This is a genomic window from Marinoscillum sp., assembly GCF_965229915.1.
Lineage (GTDB): Bacteria > Bacteroidota > Bacteroidia > Cytophagales > Cyclobacteriaceae > Marinoscillum.
The window spans coordinates 4,116,871-4,135,533 of record NZ_CBDDJZ010000001.1; the positions used below are offsets into that span (position 1 = coordinate 4,116,871).

The 18,663-nt window shown below is 40.1% G+C and carries 11 protein-coding genes; all 11 read left to right on the top strand.

The annotated features are described in order from the left end of the window. Window positions 1–77 precede the first annotated feature (77 nt). The 11 genes from ACO067_RS17735 to ACO067_RS17785 all read left to right on the top strand — a co-directional run bounded on the left by ACO067_RS17735 (window position 78) and on the right by ACO067_RS17785 (window position 18,662). The gene (locus ACO067_RS17735; RefSeq protein ID WP_421876487.1) at window positions 78–1,226 is read left to right on the top strand and encodes a hypothetical protein; all 1,149 of its coding nucleotides are present in this window, start codon (window positions 78–80) and stop codon (window positions 1,224–1,226) included. A gap of 172 nt (window positions 1,227–1,398) precedes the next feature. After that, window positions 1,399–1,593 carry a hypothetical protein gene (locus ACO067_RS17740; RefSeq protein ID WP_421876489.1) on the top strand — a complete coding sequence of 65 codons (195 nt, stop codon included), beginning with the start codon at window positions 1,399–1,401 and terminating at the stop codon, window positions 1,591–1,593. Window positions 1,594–1,631: 38 nt separating this feature from the next. Then, a complete protein-coding gene (locus ACO067_RS17745; RefSeq protein WP_421876491.1) occupies window positions 1,632–3,254 on the top strand; it encodes a hypothetical protein in 1,623 nt (540 codons plus the stop codon). A gap of 109 nt (window positions 3,255–3,363) precedes the next feature. Further along, window positions 3,364–4,362 carry a hypothetical protein gene (locus ACO067_RS17750; RefSeq protein WP_421876493.1) on the top strand — a complete coding sequence of 333 codons (999 nt, stop codon included), beginning with the start codon at window positions 3,364–3,366 and terminating at the stop codon, window positions 4,360–4,362. After that, window positions 4,352–5,389: a hypothetical protein gene (locus ACO067_RS17755; RefSeq protein WP_421876495.1), complete on the top strand. Its 1,038-nt coding sequence runs from the start codon at window positions 4,352–4,354 to the stop codon at window positions 5,387–5,389. Before ACO067_RS17750 ends, ACO067_RS17755 begins: the two co-directional genes overlap by 11 nt. A gap of 1 nt (window position 5,390) precedes the next feature. Then, complete coding sequence (locus ACO067_RS17760) at window positions 5,391–6,341, top strand: hypothetical protein (RefSeq protein ID WP_421876497.1); 951 nt, start codon at window positions 5,391–5,393, stop codon at window positions 6,339–6,341. A 6-nt stretch (window positions 6,342–6,347) separates the two neighbouring features. Continuing rightward, entirely contained in the window at window positions 6,348–7,583 is a 1,236-nt protein-coding gene (locus ACO067_RS17765) for a hypothetical protein (protein ID WP_421876499.1), read from the top strand. A gap of 1 nt (window position 7,584) precedes the next feature. Further along, complete coding sequence (locus ACO067_RS17770) at window positions 7,585–8,562, top strand: hypothetical protein (protein WP_421876502.1); 978 nt, start codon at window positions 7,585–7,587, stop codon at window positions 8,560–8,562. 108 nt (window positions 8,563–8,670) lie between these two features. Continuing rightward, a complete protein-coding gene (locus ACO067_RS17775) occupies window positions 8,671–9,705 on the top strand; it encodes a hypothetical protein (RefSeq protein WP_421876504.1) in 1,035 nt (344 codons plus the stop codon). 22 nt (window positions 9,706–9,727) lie between these two features. Continuing rightward, complete coding sequence (locus ACO067_RS17780) at window positions 9,728–18,172, top strand: RHS repeat domain-containing protein (RefSeq protein WP_421876506.1); 8,445 nt, start codon at window positions 9,728–9,730, stop codon at window positions 18,170–18,172. Continuing rightward, entirely contained in the window at window positions 18,162–18,662 is a 501-nt protein-coding gene (locus tag ACO067_RS17785) for a hypothetical protein (RefSeq protein WP_421876509.1), read from the top strand. Before ACO067_RS17780 ends, ACO067_RS17785 begins: the two co-directional genes overlap by 11 nt. Window position 18,663: the final 1 nt, after the last annotated feature.

Sequence of the window (18,663 nt, forward strand, 5' to 3'; positions counted from 1 at the left end):
AAGCAAACAAGAAACTTTGGTGTATACTCCTTCTGACAGTCGCTACGATCATTCCATCTGTTTTAAACTTACTTGAAATGAAAAAAAATATAATAATTGCTATCTGTTTAGTCAAAAGCGGTTTCATTTATGGGCAACTAAGCATTAATAGTGATAACTATACTAATGCAAGAATATCTGTCGGAGCTCAATCATATTGGGCACCGATTACCATCTATTCAAGAGCCAACACTACCAAAAATGAGGGAGTTGCTCTTGCTTTGGAAGGGACGAACTTTCCCGATATAGGATTTCGATTTAGGGCCAATGGGTCGAATTACTATCAAGTATTATATGATGGATCTGCTATAAATTGGAAACACTATGAAGGAGGAAATTACATTCCGAAATTATCGCTAACAAACTCAGGTTTTTTAGGAGTTGGGATAACAAACCCAGACACCAAGTTACATATCGAAGGAACTACCTCTACTTACAGTAGGATAGCAAACAGCGGAGGAAATACAAGGCTTACACTTGGCGCTGTAACAGATAGAAATATTATTTATAGTCAAGATTATAACGGTGGTGCCCAAACACTCAAACTTCAAGTGAACAATGAAAATAATTTTGTAATCAGACCTGATGGGAAAATAGGAATAGGAACGGCTGATCCTTCAGCAGAACTTGAAGTAAAGTCAGACACTAATGACAATGCTGAAATTCATATTAATTCATCCACTAGCGGAAAACCTTCGATTCTCAGATTTCAAGATGCTGGGATAACTACCTGGGGTTTATTATCTCACTATCCAAATCCAGACAAACTAAGCATTTACAATTATCACAATAACACGAATGCAATGGTTTTTGATATTAACGGCAATGTAGGAATTGGAACGAATAATCCTAATTCTAACTATAAACTTTCCGTTAATGGATCTATAAGATCAAAAGAAGTGAAAGTTGAGGCTAATTGGTCAGACTTTGTGTTTGAGCCGGACTATGACCTACTTACGCTAGAGGAAGTAGAGCAGCACATCCAGGAGAAGGGTCACCTTCCAGAAATTCCAAACGAGGCTGATGTGACCGAAAATGGCTTCAACCTCGGTGAGATGAATGCCAAGCTACTCCAGAAGGTTGAGGAATTAACGCTTTATTTGATTGAGCAGAATAAGCAAAATCAGTCGCAACAGGCGAGAATAGAACAATTAGAGAAGAAACTGGCCCAACTAGAGGAACGGTGAGTAAAGTCTGAGCCATTCGATCAATAATCACTACTAATAACGGCCCAATCACCGCATTAAATTCATAACATTTTCCCTTTGGGTTCGTTATCTGTTTGTAAATCAGTAAAATAGCTTGCTATTTTCGGATTTTTCATTAAATTTCCGCATTCATTTTCAATTAAGAACTCATATGGCACTTACTACACTTGCTATTGTTGCCCTTCCTGTATCTTTTTTCTTCCTATACCTGTACATCAATGCCTCTGCGGAGGTGGTGCGTCATAAGGAGGCAGAAAATGCTACTCACGGTACAGGCGTTAAAAACGGTATGGTTTTTAACCGAAAGCATTCGCGTACTGATGCAGATCAGGCAGTGATGGATTAATCCACAGGAGGTAGTAGAGTTGCCATACACCGTCATGTATGGATACTAAATTCGAAAAGCTCTGCAGCTGGGCTGACTTTTTTGGTTGGGTCCCTAATGTAGAAGGCAGGGTGTTTTTTTCTCAAACACGTCCAAACGACTATGGATACATTGATAATCTGGTAGCCAACTTCGTAGACTACCAGGATGATCATTTATCCACACGTTACCTGATGGCGACTACCCGTGCCAACCTTCAGGACACTTTACGCAGGAGTGAGGAATACTCTCAGTTTTGTGGAGATTATCGGTTCATATTCACTGGCAAGGTAAATGATCCGGCCCTGATGGAAACCTTTGGTAAGCAGGCTAGTTGGTCGGATAATGACAAAAAATATGATTTGATCGGCCAGTTGGTGGTCATTCACAACGAGCATAACTACTTACCCGACCTGGAAGTACGTCTCATGCAGCACCTGGCTCTTCTGGAAGCTCACAATCAGGAACATTTACGAAGGATCAGACAAGCCATTCACTACGACTCCTTAGCAGCAGGGGTAAAGGCGCAGAAGTTGATCCATGAGGAAGTTGAGAACTACTTGAATGCATTGGTTAGCTCCGATCAGACTACAATAGAAGCTGAAATCAGAAAAGCCAAGAGCCTCCCAGAACAGGAGCCTGTCTTTTATCGAATTTATCAATGTGATGTTTATATCGATCGGAGTGGGTTTTTATTCATGAAGGATCGTACCCCACAGCATTTCAGACATGATATTGTGGGAAATGGCGATTCGGATTATTTGAAGAAGACATTCAATCCACGATTTTTCAAAATTGCACTCTCCTTTATCAAGCAGATTTTTCATGAAAATAAGAACCACCCAAGGAAGCATGATTCATTGATGGGCATAAGTATACTGAAAGGGCAGGATCCGGAGGAATTGCTTTTACACCAAATTAATTACCTGAAAAAGGATGTCAATCAGATCAGGCATAGGTCGTCCTATGCCATAGATGATTTAATCGGATACCTAACATTTGGTAAATCATTTATCCTCACCTGGCGTAGATTTGGAATGAATAAACGCTTGGTGAACGAACAGATGCTGATGCTGGACCATACCATTGACAGCCTTCAAAGCAAGCTTTTCAAAAATCGTTCAAGGATCAATGCCTTTTTGGATAAGTTCAGCTTACCATCCTTTCTTATTTTGCTAATACCAGCTCTCATATTAACTTCCAACCTCTTTGGGCAAGTCTACAAAGAAGAGGAGAAATCCATTGATCTCATACTGGTATGGGTGACGATCACCTTTACACTAGTGACACTGATTTATATGGGTAACATGACGATGAGGCATGGGAATGTCCTCAAGTGGATCAGGAAATCGAAAAATTACCCACTCAGGCTATTGCAAAGAATCGAAACCAAAATCTGTCGTTCGCGATCATTTGGTCAGGTCAAAATAAGATATGGTAGTTATGAGATCGAAAATTTGCCTGAAGTCAAACGAAGAATTGCAAATCAACGCATTGTCCTTCATCGGTGGCGACTGAAACTCAATACATTGACCTCCAAAATTATCTTGAAATATATCTTGGGGCTTTTATTCTTGGCATCGTTGATTTTTGCTATTGTCGTTCTGGTGACTTCTGTCCTTTATCAAAAAACTGGTGGTTAGGTCGGTTTGAATGTGATGACTTTGGTGTTAGTCAAGTACAATTCATTCCGTTTTGTTGGATGGTTTAAGAAAATTTCTCATTTTTATTTTTGAACCTAACCTAACCGTTATGAATCGTCGATTAACTATCGCATCGGCTCTATTTATGGCCGTTGTGTTTCATTTGCATGCTCAGTGGGATCATACTACCAATACTAACTATATAACCACACAGAATAAAGTGGGGATTGGGTTGAATATTTCTTCTCCAAAATCCCTTTTGTCAATAGGTACGGCTACCTCGAACATGCTTTCCAGTAATGGAATTACATTGGGCAACTCCGATAAATCTATCGAGCTACTTCATTCTCCATCAAGCAACGGCTATGGTTCCAGAATATATGGGGTGGATGAAGGCAGTGGATTGACGAGTTTTAGAATAGCAGTACGAGGAAATTCGTCCTCTTGGATAGATGCATTGTACATAAAAGCTGCAACAGGTAGTGTTGGGGGAACGGGAAACATTGGAGTTTATATGAATAATCCTAAGGAAAGACTGGATGTCAACGGGTCCATTAGAATTAAGGGTAGAAATCTGGATGGTAAAGATTTGACTTATTTGAGTAACTCAGGAGCTATGATAATTGGCTGGAATAGAAGCCAAGGGCATGGAGAAACCAATCTAATTAGCAATCGTGGTGCAGGTTCTGTAGGTGGATTCGAATTCAGGGATATTGACAATAATCAAGGTGAACAGGTTTTGATGAAGTTGAGAGGTGATGGAACTGTAGGAATAGGTACAAATAATCCCTCCGAAAAGCTAGAAGTGAATGGCACCATCCGCTCCAAAGAAATAAAAGTAGAAGCTGCTCCATGGCCAGATTACGTATTTGCCGAGGACTATGAGTTGATGTCTCTGACTCAAACCAGGGATTTCATCTCCAGGAATCATCATTTACCTGAAGTACCCTCAGCAGAGGAAGTTGAAGCCAATGGAATCGCGGTGGGAGAGATGAATGCCTTGCTGTTAAAAAAAATCGAAGAGTTGACGTTGCATCTTCTTGAGAAGGATGCGCAGATACAGAATCTTATCAAAAGAGTGGAAAAACTAGAATCAAATGAAGAATAAAGAATTACTAATAATCGCAGGGCTACTTCTGAGTGTTTATGCCCATGCACAAACCATTACCTACTCGGATAATTGGCACAAAGTACAAACTAGTTATGGCTACATCGACTTGGGACCACACAATGCTGATTGGGCTCATATCTATACGGATCGTCCGAAGTTCATTTTCAATAAGGATGTTTATTTACATAATGGTGTCTTAAGTTCTTACTCATCTTCCAATCTACAGTTGAGGACGAATGGAACTACAAGGGTGTTTGTCGATAATTCTACAGGTAATGTTGGAATTGGAACAACGGACCCTGATGAAAAGCTAGAAGTAAATGGTAATATTCTACTTCCGGGTTATAGAAAGCTAACTCAAAAAAGTGGTAGTTATTATTATTCCGAACTTTTAACGACAGGGCATGGTCAAGGAGCCGGATGGATGATAAATGCCAAGTACGATGAATCTGGTGATCCACCATCCAATGTAACATATGCGGTCAATCCTGGCAATTATAATACCGGAGCGGGCTACTTAGATTTTGATGGTAATGGTAAGAGATGGACTTTTTATACTGCACCAACATCAACAGGGGTAGGCCAAAGTGTTGCTTTTCGTGCGATTGCGATTTTTGATGATAGTCATGTGAGCTTGAGCGCTAGTGGTAATGCCCATGATTTTTTCTTGAATTCTTCTGCTAATTTAGGATTAGGGACATCTACTCCCTCCGAAAAGCTGGAAGTAAATGGCACCATCCGCTCCAAAGAAGTGAAGGTAGAAGCCTCACCATGGCCAGACTATGTCTTTGCAGAGGATTATGACCTGATGTCTCTTGCTGAAATCTCTCATTATATAGCTGATAACAAACATCTACCAGGAATGCCTTCAGCTGAGGAAGTAGCAAAAGAGGGTGTTGCTCTTGGCAAGATGAATGCTAAGTTATTGGAGAAGGTTGAGGAGTTGACACTACATGTTATTTCTTTACAGAACCAGTTGCATCAGCAACAACTGGAAATCGCATTACTAAAGAAATCTGAATAAAATGAGAAAGATTATTTTAACCATGTCCACTTGGGTGATTTTACTCACGGGCTATAGTCAAACCATTCATGAATCTGGCAGCAACGGGACTAGTGGTGATGCGGTTGTTAGAATTGAATCAGACAAGGACAATAACAATGAAGGCGATAATGCGCGAATTGAGTTGTATCAGGATGGTGGTAGTCTCGGAGCATTTATTGGATTCAATCAGGACTGGGGTGGTACATCAGATCAGCCAGATAACTTGTTTCGAATAGGAACCCGATACGGAGGCAATAATTATTATAACAATTTTGTCATCCGAGGAAATACTGATTTCATCGGAATGGGTACAGCTGACCCCATATCTTCTTTACATGTTTCTTCAGGTACATCAGGTTCGGCTATTTTGACATTGGAGGCCGACACAGATAATAATGAAGAATCAGATAATGCCAGAATTAACTTCATTCAGGATGGAGGGCTGGTAAATGCATTTGTTGGGTTTGAGGGCAACGCGGGAACTACAACCGCAGGAAGTTTATCTAATGCTTTACTGATTGCAAGCAAAGATGCAACTACCAGACCCATCCAGATTGTTACAGGGAATGAATTAAAAATGACCATTAATAAAACTGGTGTAGGTATTGGTATCAACCAACCATCAGAAAGTTTAGAAGTAAATGGCACCATCCGCTCCAAAGAAGTCAAAGTGGAAGCCTCACCATGGCCGGATTATGTCTTTTCTGAAGGTTATGACCTCATGTCCTTGGCTGAAATCTCTGATTACATAGCTGAAAACCAACACCTTCCTGGAATGCCTTCTGCTAAGCAAGTAGCAAAAGAGGGTGTTGCTCTGGGAGAGATGAACGCTAAGCTACTGGAGAAAGTGGAGGAATTGACGCTGTATGTTATTTCTCTTCAGAATCAGCTGCATCAGCAGCAGAGAGAAATCAATGAATTAAAAAAATGATGAGATATGAAAAAGAATCTGCTAACTCTATCTAGCTGCATACTCATGCTTGCTGGTTATGGACAAATCATTCATGAGTCAGCTAATAATGGCACAACGGGTGACGCGGTAGTGAGAATTGAATCAGATAAGGACAACAACGATGAAGGAGATAATGCCAGAATTGAATTATATCAGGATGGAGGCAGTCTTGGAGCATTTATCGGATTCAATCAAGATTGGGGTGGCACATCAAACCAACCAGATAATTTGTTTCGAATAGGAACCCGTTATAGTGGCAATAACTACTATAACAATTTAGTCATTAGAGCAAATACTGGTTTTATTGGTTTGGGTACGGCTGATCCAGTTTCCTCTTTACATATATCTTCCGGTACTTCTGGGTCTTCAATTTTAACGCTCGAAGCTGATACTGATAACAATAATGAACAGGATAATGCTCGGATCAATCTTGTTCAGGATGGAGGTTTAGTTAATACGTTTATTAGACTAGAGGGAAATCCAGGAGCTACAGCTTCTGGCACTATTGCCAATGCCATGTTGATAGGCAGTGAAGATGCGACAGCAAGACCCGTTCAGTTCATCGTAAAAGATCAGCTGCAAATGACTGTAGATAATAATGGAGTTGGTATTGGGGTCAATGAGCCATCTGATAAACTACATGTTGATGGCGATTTTCGGATGAATATCGGTGAAGGTTTTAAGCTTTATGGAGATGTTAATTACTTCAATCAATACCAGGATGGAATTGTTTTCCAAATGGAAGACACTAATCATACAAATGGTCAAACAGATGGTGGGTTTGTTTTTAGAGGATTCACTCCTACAGATGGCCAGTCTCAGGAATGGATGGTCATCAAAACCGGTGGCAGAGTAGGAATAGGTACGCCTTCACCTTCCGAGGAACTGGAAGTAAATGGCACTATCCGGTCCAAAGAAGTGAAAGTAGAAGCCTCCCCTTGGCCAGATTATGTCTTTGCTGACGGCTATCTGCTACCTTCACTTGCTGAGACTAAAGCTTATATCAGTGAAAATCACCATTTGCCTGATGTACCTTCTGCAGAGGAGGTAACAGCAAACGGTATTGCACTAGGGGAGATGAATGCCATCTTACTGAAAAAGATCGAAGAGTTAACGCTGCATGTTATTCGTCTGGAAGAGCAAAATGAGGAGCTTAAAAGGAATTATACCCTTGAACTTGAGCTCATTAAAAAACAACTAAAACAACTAACCGATGATTAATATGAAGCCATTATTTATACTACTTGCGCTATCTGGAAGCACCATTTTTTGCTTTGGTCAAAACATCAAGGTGGGCAATTATGAAGTAACCGATATTCAGGCCATCCATAAGTCACCAGATTTTACCCACCTGTTTTGGGATCGTAATCATGATGGACAGGGTAACTTTAGTTCAGCCTCCAGACCAATGTTTTTTTATTGGGACGATGATGATAGTGCTATTGGATTTTTGATAGATACCAGAAACATGCATTATTTGAAATCCAAGTTCTATTCGCTGGATGTCACCAACAATGCCGTGGTTGATGGGAAAGTAGGTATAGGTATGCAACCTACGTCCTCTATATTGTCCATTCAAGGTATTGACGATTTTAATACACACGAGGTAGTTATACATGGTAAAAGTGCCTTGATAAATCTAGGACCCAACGAAAGTGGTCCACATGGTTTGATATTTGGCGACTATAATGCGAATGAAGGTCTTCAATTGGTCTACAGATCCACCCCCAATGCATTAATAGTAGAGCGGGCCAATGACGGAGGTGATGGCGAGGATCTATTCAGTATAGACTATGATACCAAAGAAGCCTACTTCAAATACAATGTAGGAATAGGGGTACTAAATCCTTCTGAAAAATTGGAGGTAAATGGCACCATCCGCACAAAAGAGGTAAAAGTAGAAGCTTCTTCCTGGCCGGACTATGTCTTTGCGGAAGGCTATGATCTAATGACGCTGGGTGAGATCTCCGAATACATCGCAGAGAATCAGCACCTACCCGGACTCCCATCTGCTGAGGAAGTAGCCATAGAAGGGGTAGCGCTTGGGGAAATGAATGCAACGCTTCTGGAAAAGATCGAAGAGCTGACGCTTCATCAAATAGAGCAACATAAAGAGATCAACTATTTGAAAGCTGAAAATGAGCGACTAAAGAGCTTGGAGAAGCGACTATCCGACCTGGAATCTTTACTTCAGAAATAACAAATCAATCATGAAATCACTTTAACTATAATAATGATAGCATTACATCTGAGCATTTATGCGCAATGGGTGGGGCCATCAAACGGTGTATTGTCAACCGATGAAATTGTGAAAATTAATAAAGGTTCTGGCTATGCACCTCTTCAGCTCTATTCGGAAGGTGACGGCACGCATAACAACTCCCCAGTCAAAATATTTACTTATGGCTCTGGTGGTAGTCAAGATCTTATATTCAGAATACAAAACTGGAGTGGAAATTATTTTTTTAAATATGGAGCAACAGGCGGAGATTATAATGCTGTAAAAATTAGCCGTGGAGGAGGAGGAGGAAATGGTCCGTCATCAGGCTACGGAATATTTGATGTCTATGGAGAAAATCAGGATATTAATCTTCGCTTTCGGGGTAAAGGGAGTTCTTACTTCAACGCTGGGAATCTGGGGGTAGGCACAAATGCACCTTCACATAAGTTGGATGTTCACGGCGAAATCAGGTGGGGTGGTGTAAACAATTCTAACTGGGGAGATGGATTATTGACCATGAATTCTGGCTGGAATGGAGGCGATTACCCAACGCTCGGTAGTCTGGGAGCAGATGGGCGAAGTTTGATCATGCTGCATAATCCGCACATTCCTTATCGCACAGATAATTCAGCCTCTGGATATTCAGGTAAAGCAGGTATCCGAATGGCGACCGATGCCTCAACATCAAGTTGGTGGGATATGGGGTTAGCTGGTGATTTTTTCTATATCTACAGAAAGAATTCTGGAGAGTTTTTCCGAATTACAAGCAGTGGAAAAGTGGGAATAGGTACGACCTCACCTTCCGAGGAACTGGAAGTCAATGGTACCATCCGGTCCAAAGAAGTTAAAGTAGAAGCCTCCCCATGGCCAGATTACGTGTTTAACACAGATTATCAGTTGCCCTCTCTTGCTGAAACCAGGGCCTTTATTGATGCGAACCATCATTTGCCTGAAGTACCCTCAGCGGCAGATGTAGAGGCCAAGGGAATCGCACTTGGCGAAATGAATGCGATCCTGCTGAAAAAGATCGAAGAACTAACGCTACATGTAATCAATCAAAACCTACAGATGGAAGAACAGCAACAACGATTAGAAAAACTTGAAAAACTATTGGCGAACTGACCTAACCAAGCTTACACTACTAATGAAAAAAATACTCACCTTAACACTCACATTACTATTAATTTGGCTCACCGCATTTGCACAGGACAAATCGGGTAAAATTGTAGATAGCAACAACATATCCATAGAAGGCGTGGATCTGGGTGCGCTAAAAAATAGTGTCAACCTGTATACTGGAGAGGTAAAACTGCCAATTAAATTAATAAGTGCACCTGCTAAAAATAGTCTGGGAATAGATGTAAACATAAGTTACAATTCTGCGGTGCAGGTAGATGCCAGTACAATTAACGAAGAATCACCCACTGGCACATTGGGCTTGGGGTGGATGATGAAGTTTCCCGAAATAGTTATAGATCATAAAAATACGGGGAACCAACATGACGATCAGTACTACTTGCTTGATGGCTCAAAAACAGAATTGATTTACACGGGAACAGAATCGTACTACTCCAAGGACCTAAATACTACCTATACGGCGGAGATTTTTGAGTCTAAAAATTACACTAATTGGAAGATCAGGAGAGTATCTTCGCGGGAACGCTGGGAAATCACCAAAGAAGACGGGAAAGTCTACATATATGGAGACAGATATACATTTCCTTCTTCTATTCAATGGAGCGTACGATGGGGAAACTGGGTTGGAAACAGCAGTATTTCCACAGGGCAAAAACAAATGCCCAGGGCGTTGAGTATTTCCAAAGTAATTGATCGAAATGAAACAGATTACTTACTATACAATTATGATAAAGTTGAGAATAAGCTGGGAAGTAGTTCAGGTTTAAACCATACCGAAGCTAGTTACATCGAATCAATAGAAAATGCTCTTGGATACCGTGTGGAATTTAGCTTTACGGGTAAACAATCTTATGAATATTATGAACCACACAAAGAGCAAGCCGAACCAGACGCCTATCAGGAGATCTATGAAAAAGAGTACTTGAGCAGCGTTAGATTATACAATGGAAATGTTTTGGTGAAGTCCGTAAACTTAAACTATCACCCATTGACTTATCTAAGTACTGATAATGACTTAAAGAAAAGGTTGTTATCCAATATTAAATTCTCCGATAGGTATAGTGGATCTACGACAGAAGCGTCATTTGAATACTACACGGATAATACATATAAAGGAGCCCTAAAGTCCGTAACTTCCAAGTCTGGTGCCAAAGTGAACTATGTCTATACTTCGACGACTATAGGTGATTTGGATGATATCATCTACGCTCCTAACGGATATTCTGAACCACAAATCTGGCAGGGACCTGGTTATGTGGTTGTTTGCTGGCGTCAGTTGTCAGGGGGCAGTCATGACGATACTGATCGGCCAGTAAAAGTATACGCCTATACCTGGAATGGAAAATGGCAGGAACAGTACATTACCCAAATTAATCATGTGGATAAAGACGATCTCAATGATCGGTACAAGGAGTTTTTTGTAGAAACCCAAAAAGATTTTTTTGCCATTGCTACACCAGCTGAAAATAACAACTGTGAGTTATGGCTTGTAAGCAAAAATGACAATAGTGGACAATGGTCCTATTCAAAAAAAACGGTCAATATAGGAAGTCATAAGCCATCGTTGGTTTCGGGTGAGAGTTTTATAGGGTTGGGAAGAAGGCGAGAGGGAAGTAGTACTTCACCTAAATTGACGGTCTTCATTAAAAACAACAATTACAACTCCTGGCGATCTGAGGTAATTAATGATATTTCTAATACCAGAGATCCATTTCATTTGGGCAAACTCAATTACATATTTACAGCCTATGAAATCGGTGATAACAATTATCGAAGAATCAATTATTTGACAAGAGATAAAACGTTCTCCAGTAAAAGCACTTATGACGGGAATGATGGTTATGATGGGGATGTGGGTGTTAGCTCTAACAGTTTCGTTGCCTTAAAATATTCGAATGGAAGGGTAATGTCTTACAGATGGGATGAGTACTACAACCAGACATCTACCTTAATAGGAACTAATTTTAGCAATTTGATGCGATTGCAAACCGTCAATAACTCCATGCTTCAAGCAAGTGATTATTATCAGAACATTGTTAATGTATCAAGGTATACAGGTAATTCGTGGAATACTTACGTAGAGGGCACAGAGAATCATATATGGAGAAATTCACTGAATGATGATTTTTTTGTCTGGTCAGAAAGTAACGGTGGATGGGATGGATACCGAATTGAATTTAACCCTAATAGTACCAGTTGGAAAACCAGGGCCAAGTTACCAGAGCATCCGGATCACATAAACGGAGGACAGACGATAGGTTCTTTCTGGGGAAATTACTCGTATTACTGGCCTTACATACATAAACGGTCCAATACTGGAAGTTGGAGTACCTTTTATACCACCGAGCTGACGAATACCAATGGAGAATCGAGCTATGTTTACGGTAGCCCTAACTTTTTCTTCCATGAGCAAAGTAACGGTACAGGAGCTTATAAATACACCATCTATAATGGTGAAGTGAATAAACAATCAATAGATGCCGGTCGCACCACAGGTTTTTTTGCTAATGAAGCTGGGGGACTCGGTGTATTCATTACCTACAATTCATCCGATGAGTGGAGTGCTACTAACCTGAAATTGCATAAAGTAATAAGGCACTCAGTGGGAGGAGGGTTATCTGTAAAGCCAATCAGGTATATCTATACCCAAAATGGCTTTCATACCACTTACACTGCATATGATTTTAATACAAGTACTGCTACATTGTCAGATGACGGGAAACATGCTTATTTCAATGAGGCAACTGAGGTTAAGGGTTCATCCACTACCAGCTCAACCCCATACGGCAAGACAGTCAGTTATTTTTTTAATGGAGGTGTCATTGATAATGGCTACCTCACATCTGTTCAGAGTATGTCACCACTTGTAATGGGACTAAACTATAAACAGCTCATTTATGATAATAACGGAATAGAAGTCGCTAATCAAGAAACATACTATGTGAGAAAATATAGTAGCATTGAAAATTCAGCTAATCAGATTATTGGTACTTCTGACGTGATATTACCACGTGAACTTAGGTCGACTGTGGATGGTGTGGAAACAGTTACACAAAATACTTACAATACCTACAATCAGGTTAGTGAGCAGGTGAGCTACAATTACGGCTCTGATGGGACTAGCGATATACATAAAGAATCCAGAAAGTATTACTGGGAGGAATATGATCCAGACCGATCAGAAAATCTATATTCTCCCGTCATTCAAACGACTAATTATGTAGATAATATTAATAAGGCTTCCACTGTGATCACATGGAAAAATGGTATGCCTTACCGTAAGTATTCGAAGGTCAGCTCAGGATCAGATTTCAATGATTGGAGTAATACCGGCTCAGTTAACTCTAACTGGAAGAAAAACTCTGAAATGATTTATGATAGTGAAAGCAGACCTGTAGAAATAACTGATCTGACCGGTATCAAATCTTCTACTTTATATAGAGAGGACCGGGCAGTTCTCAAGGTTTATAATGCTGAATTGAATGAGATATGGTCCGAAGATTTTGACCATCAATCCTACAATGGCACGACTACATGGTCCGTTCCTTTGTCTTCCTCTGATTGGTCTGTAAGTTCTGGAACTGCTGTTTTCAACCATTCCGGTAATACCGGGATGATGTACACTACAATTGGATCAATACCATTTGGCTCAAATTATATCTTGGAGTTTGACTTCTATCTTGAATCAAATGCCACTAATGGTTATATAGCTCTTCACTTTGATAAACCTTCTTCTGGAAATGGATACCAATTGAATATCGAACCAGATGGAACGGTAAAACTCTATGAATCTGGTTCGTTGATTAAGACAGCATCCACTGACATGAACTTATTCAAGTGGCAGCCTTGTAGATTGGTTAAGGATGGGACAAATCTATATGTCTACATTGGTAATGAAAAGGTATTAAGGTCCGACGTTTCCGATATTAATGGAACACGCCTTGAACTGTGGAGTTCGTCTATAAAGTCGGCATTTGACAATTTGCGATTGTATCCAGAAGATGCCTACGCTGTGTCTAGTTCTTATAATCTATTAACCAACGAAGTTACTCAAATCAAGAAAGAGACTGGTTCAACCAATTACCTGGTGAATGACCAATATTATCATTCCTATGCCAAAGTCGATCATAATCTAATTACCCAAGGATCTAGTAGTACCTATTTACCTGCTAAATATAGTTTATCCACTAATTCAACGAACCCAGTGATCGGATTGCAAACCCAACCAATGGGAACTAGCGGCTATCATCATTCGATGGACTATAATATTGGAGAATGGACAGCTTCTGGTGGCACCTGGGATTTCCAGAATGGCTATCTATGGCACGAAAATAATGCAGGGGCCAATTCTTCGATTTCATTGGATTTACCAGAGACCCTCAGTGGTAGAGTGGGTGTTGAGTTCACGGTTAAAATGCCAGCCTATTTAAGTGGAAGTTCCAACACCTTCAATTTAGGATATGGGCTCGGTACAGATACGTGGAATGGATCAGAAGGTAGTAGCGGAAATATTATCTACAATAAATTCATGTATGATGGGTCAACTTTTGATTGTTCCTTGCCTACCGTTCGGCAAGTCAATATGAGAATGGGACAATCGTATAAGATTCTTTCTTTATTGGATTTCGAAAATCAACAGATTGATTTGTATGTTGATGGTAAGTTTATTTCATCCGAGAGTTTCCAAACAACAGCTGCTTCGCTTGGTAAGGTTACTTTCTTCAATAAAGGTGGATATGCCTATTCTACCAATTGGGTTATTGATAATTTATTGATTCACACTGACCCTGTTTTAACAGCACATATAGCGGATGGTTCAGGAAATATCCGACAAAACCAGACATCACTTCCAGCTAATAAACTAATGGTGAATGAACTCTTCTATGATGGGTTGAATAGGGCATATGTGAAGACCAGAGATTATCAGGTCTCAGGACCATTTGGATTTAAGGGCAGTTTTGCCGGTTTTGATTCTTCCACTAAGTTGTTGTCAGGCAGTGTATCGACAGCTTTTGGAGCGCAATCTTATTCTGGCACCATCTATGAAAAGTCACCGCTAGGAAGAGTGATTGAATCAAAAATTCCAGGGAACAGTTTTGTTTTAGGTGGAAGCCGAACCACCACGACCTCTTTTGGTAATAATGGGCAAACTGGATTAAACATTGAGGATGAGGTTGATCTAGGCGTGAGTTTACCAAGCAACAAGTACAATGTTCGAAAAACAACTAATGCAGACGGACTTGAGACATATGAGCTGAATAACATGATGGGTAATGCTGTTTTAAGCAAAACAGGAACTGTTAAAGGTACTTCATACAATAGGGAAAGCTATTTATTCGATAGTAATGGGATAGAAGTAGCCATTAATAGCCCTATTGCCCAGACCATCAACTATTATATTCTATCCAAAATTATTCAACCGTTAAACCAGTCTTCGAGCTATCCAGCTTTTATTATTTCATCTTCACCTGGAGGTAGTGGAGATATATTGGTTGATACTGATTTAGGTAATGGGACATTTACGGTTCCAGCGGGAACCTTCTATTTGAAATTTGAATATTCGTCTACCAACTATAGGGGATCCCTGGACATGGTAACATCAATAAATCAAAATGACGATATTTTCCTTTATTCTTATAGAGACTATGACCATACGACAAGCACCCTCTATCAATATCCTCCAAATTACTTTGATGTAGGGCTTTCTCAAGAAGATCGAAATTCATTTATCACGGAAACAAAATATGATTATCTGGGACAAGTAATTGAGTCGAAAACTCCAGAATCAGGTATTACTAAATACAAATACGATCAATTTGGTAGAATTCGTTTTATTGAAAATGCTGAGGGTCGAGAGTATGGATATTTTACATATCGGAAGTACAATAGTCTAGGAAAGGTAATTGAGGAAGGGTATGTTTACTCTAACTTTAGTACAGCAAACCCAAACAATCAATCATGGCCTACTTCTCCGGCTACATGGCGTAAAAAGTTCTACTATGGAGATCATGAAAAAACAACCTATGATCGTGGTGAAATTGTTCAGATAAAGGTGAACAATGATTCGGATAATGCGGTAGAAGTTACAGAATCGATTGAGTCTAATGATGGAGAGGGTTTCGAAAACACGGTTTATACCAGACTACATGGTGAAGCTGTACATATGCCTGCAATGACTTACTCGCGAAATAACATTGGTCAGGTTTCCGTGCTGAGCTACACACGTCCCGATCAGGAATCTATCGACGAGGTTATCACAGGTGAAGTAGATTTTCAGGCGGTTAATGTAGTCTTTGATGGTACTCAAATAGAAGCAACGGCTGATGTAATTGTATTGGCTAAAGCTAGTATAGTTCTAAAGCCCGGTTTTACAGCTAAATCTGGTAGTAGCTTTCTGGCTTCCACAGGATCGTCGTTAGTAGAGGATGATAAAATCCTGTACACTTATGATATCAGTGGGAGGTTGGTGACTATTGGCACTGAGTCAAATCCTGATTTCTATGCCCAATACACTTATGGTGCCAATGGCGCCATCACTCAGGAACGATTGAACAATCAAACGCTAAATACTAGTTATTCCTACTATGATGACAATGGGTGGTTACAGGAAATTGAGGTTCCCTCAAAATTCAAGGAGAGTATTGAGTATACTACTAATGCATATGGCACTACGTCTGGTTATTTTACAGGGTTGATTTCTAAAGTAAGCTATGATTACCCTGATGCGCTTTCTGTAGATGATTATAATGTGCGGTATAAGTATGATAAGTTAGGAAGGCTGCTTGTTGCAGATAATAGTCGATACCATGCGCAAGACATAGGTGTGGGAGGAATCATGCAATATGATCGTAATGGAAATATTCTTCGAAAAAGAGTTCAATCTAGTAATTGGAATTACACTTATGAAGCAGGAACTAATAAGGTGATTTCGTTAAATAGTTCTTCAGCCCTAGGCACTTATTCTTATGATAAAAAAGGAAATATCGTGAGTAATTCAACTGATGGTTTATCATCAATTACTTATGATAAAGGCATCGGGTTAACCTCTTCAATCGATTTAACGGGTGAAATGACCACATTTCAGTATGGGGCAAAAAATCAACGTCTAATTAAAGCCGATGAGGAAGGAAGTAATACTTATAAGACGTATTATGCCCATGGGCAAAGTGAGTTTCCAGTGCTGGAGATACATGATGATGGCTCTTCTCAGACCCGCATAAAATATATTCATGGCTTGAATGGTTTGATCGCTTATCATGATGGGTCGTGGAATTTTGTCGCTCGTGACCATCTTGGTAGCACCCGAGCTGTGTTTAATGCCTCGAATAGTCAGGTTGCTGGCTATAGTTATAGACCTTTCGGTATGAAGTTTAAGAAGGTTGGTTCAGAGGACATAAGCCCTCAATTTGCAGGGCAGGAATATGATTCGGAAACGGGACTGCATAATTTCAGGTCTCGACTGTATGACGAAGAACTTGGCAGGTTTCTATCAATGGATCCTCAGGGACAATTTGCTAGTCCATATGTGGCCATGAACAACAATCCGGTCATGTATGTAGATCCTAACGGGGAACTGGTTTTCGTTCCTATTTTAGTGGCGGCTGCTACGGGTGCCTTTAAAGGCGCTATGATTGGCGGCTCTTTTGCTACCTTGTTTAATGTTACTTACTTATTGGCAGGTGGTGATCCTGCGAATACTATTGACACAGGTGAGGCGATGAAGAAAGGAGCTATTAAGGGAGCAATTACTGGAGGCTTAGGCGAGGCATTTTCTCAAACTGGAGTAGAACATTTAGGAAAGTTAGACGGAGTTGGAGGCGGACTTGCCAAACTGGGCTATGAGGCAGCGACAACCACTGCTACCTCTGTTGTATCAAATGTTGTCGTAGGCGATGAACCGTTTTCACAACTCAACGTAGGAGTCGGTCCATTGACTGTACCTTTTAGAGATGGTAAGCTTTCAGCGAATCCAGTAGATTACTTAAATAACCTTCCAACACTCGTAACTTTTTCAAAAGGATTGTATTGGACTGCTAAAGGTGAATTCAATTTGAAATGGGACTGGGATAATTTCACACCTTATTTCGTTCAAAATAGCGATTATTCTTACTACCTCCATTATTTAGGAAAAAGTGACTTACATGAACCCTTAGGTCCTGGGGCAGCACTCGGCTACACCAAAAATGGTGTGCCATTTTTACGAGCTAGACTTGATACTGAGTTGACAACAGGAGATCTTTTTGGTGGAGATTCTTATTATGCTGTCCTATTTCATGAAGGAGTTCATGTTCAACAATTTAGGTTTGGTGGAGATGGTTATGCTAACTATACCACGAATGCGCTGGAACGAATTTATGGTGCTGACTATAATAAGTATCCATGGGAGTATGGTTCCTACGGCGCACATACAATTACTGATCTTTGGAAAAAATCAATCTTAAATGGTAACTAAATTAATTCTGGTAATCACTCTACTATCACCAGCTTTGAAAGTCAAAGTTTGCGATTACATGTCTATTGCAAGTAATGGGAAGCACAAGCTCATATTTGCCAAGAAGAATAGATTGGATATACAATTCTACTCCGATTCTGGTGGCTGGGGTGGAAGTGCGTGGGTTGGAGAATATGATTTTGAAGATTCGCTATTACATATTTTACCCGACAAGAAGTATGTTGATGTTCTTGAGACTACCTACTTATTAATAAATACAGACGATTATAGTGCCCTTGTTCCACTGTCTAAAAGGGTACTCTATACAGAGATAAATAACTCATTGCCTGAACGATATCAAAGTAATTCACAAGTAGTGGAAATTGATAGTCTGATAAAAATAGGAGCTTGGCCAGTGAGTTTTAACCCTGAAAAGGCTGCTGTAATTCATCAAGCATTCATTGATTCGGATATTTACATTAAAATCAATAACTGCCCGGATGGGAGATAGA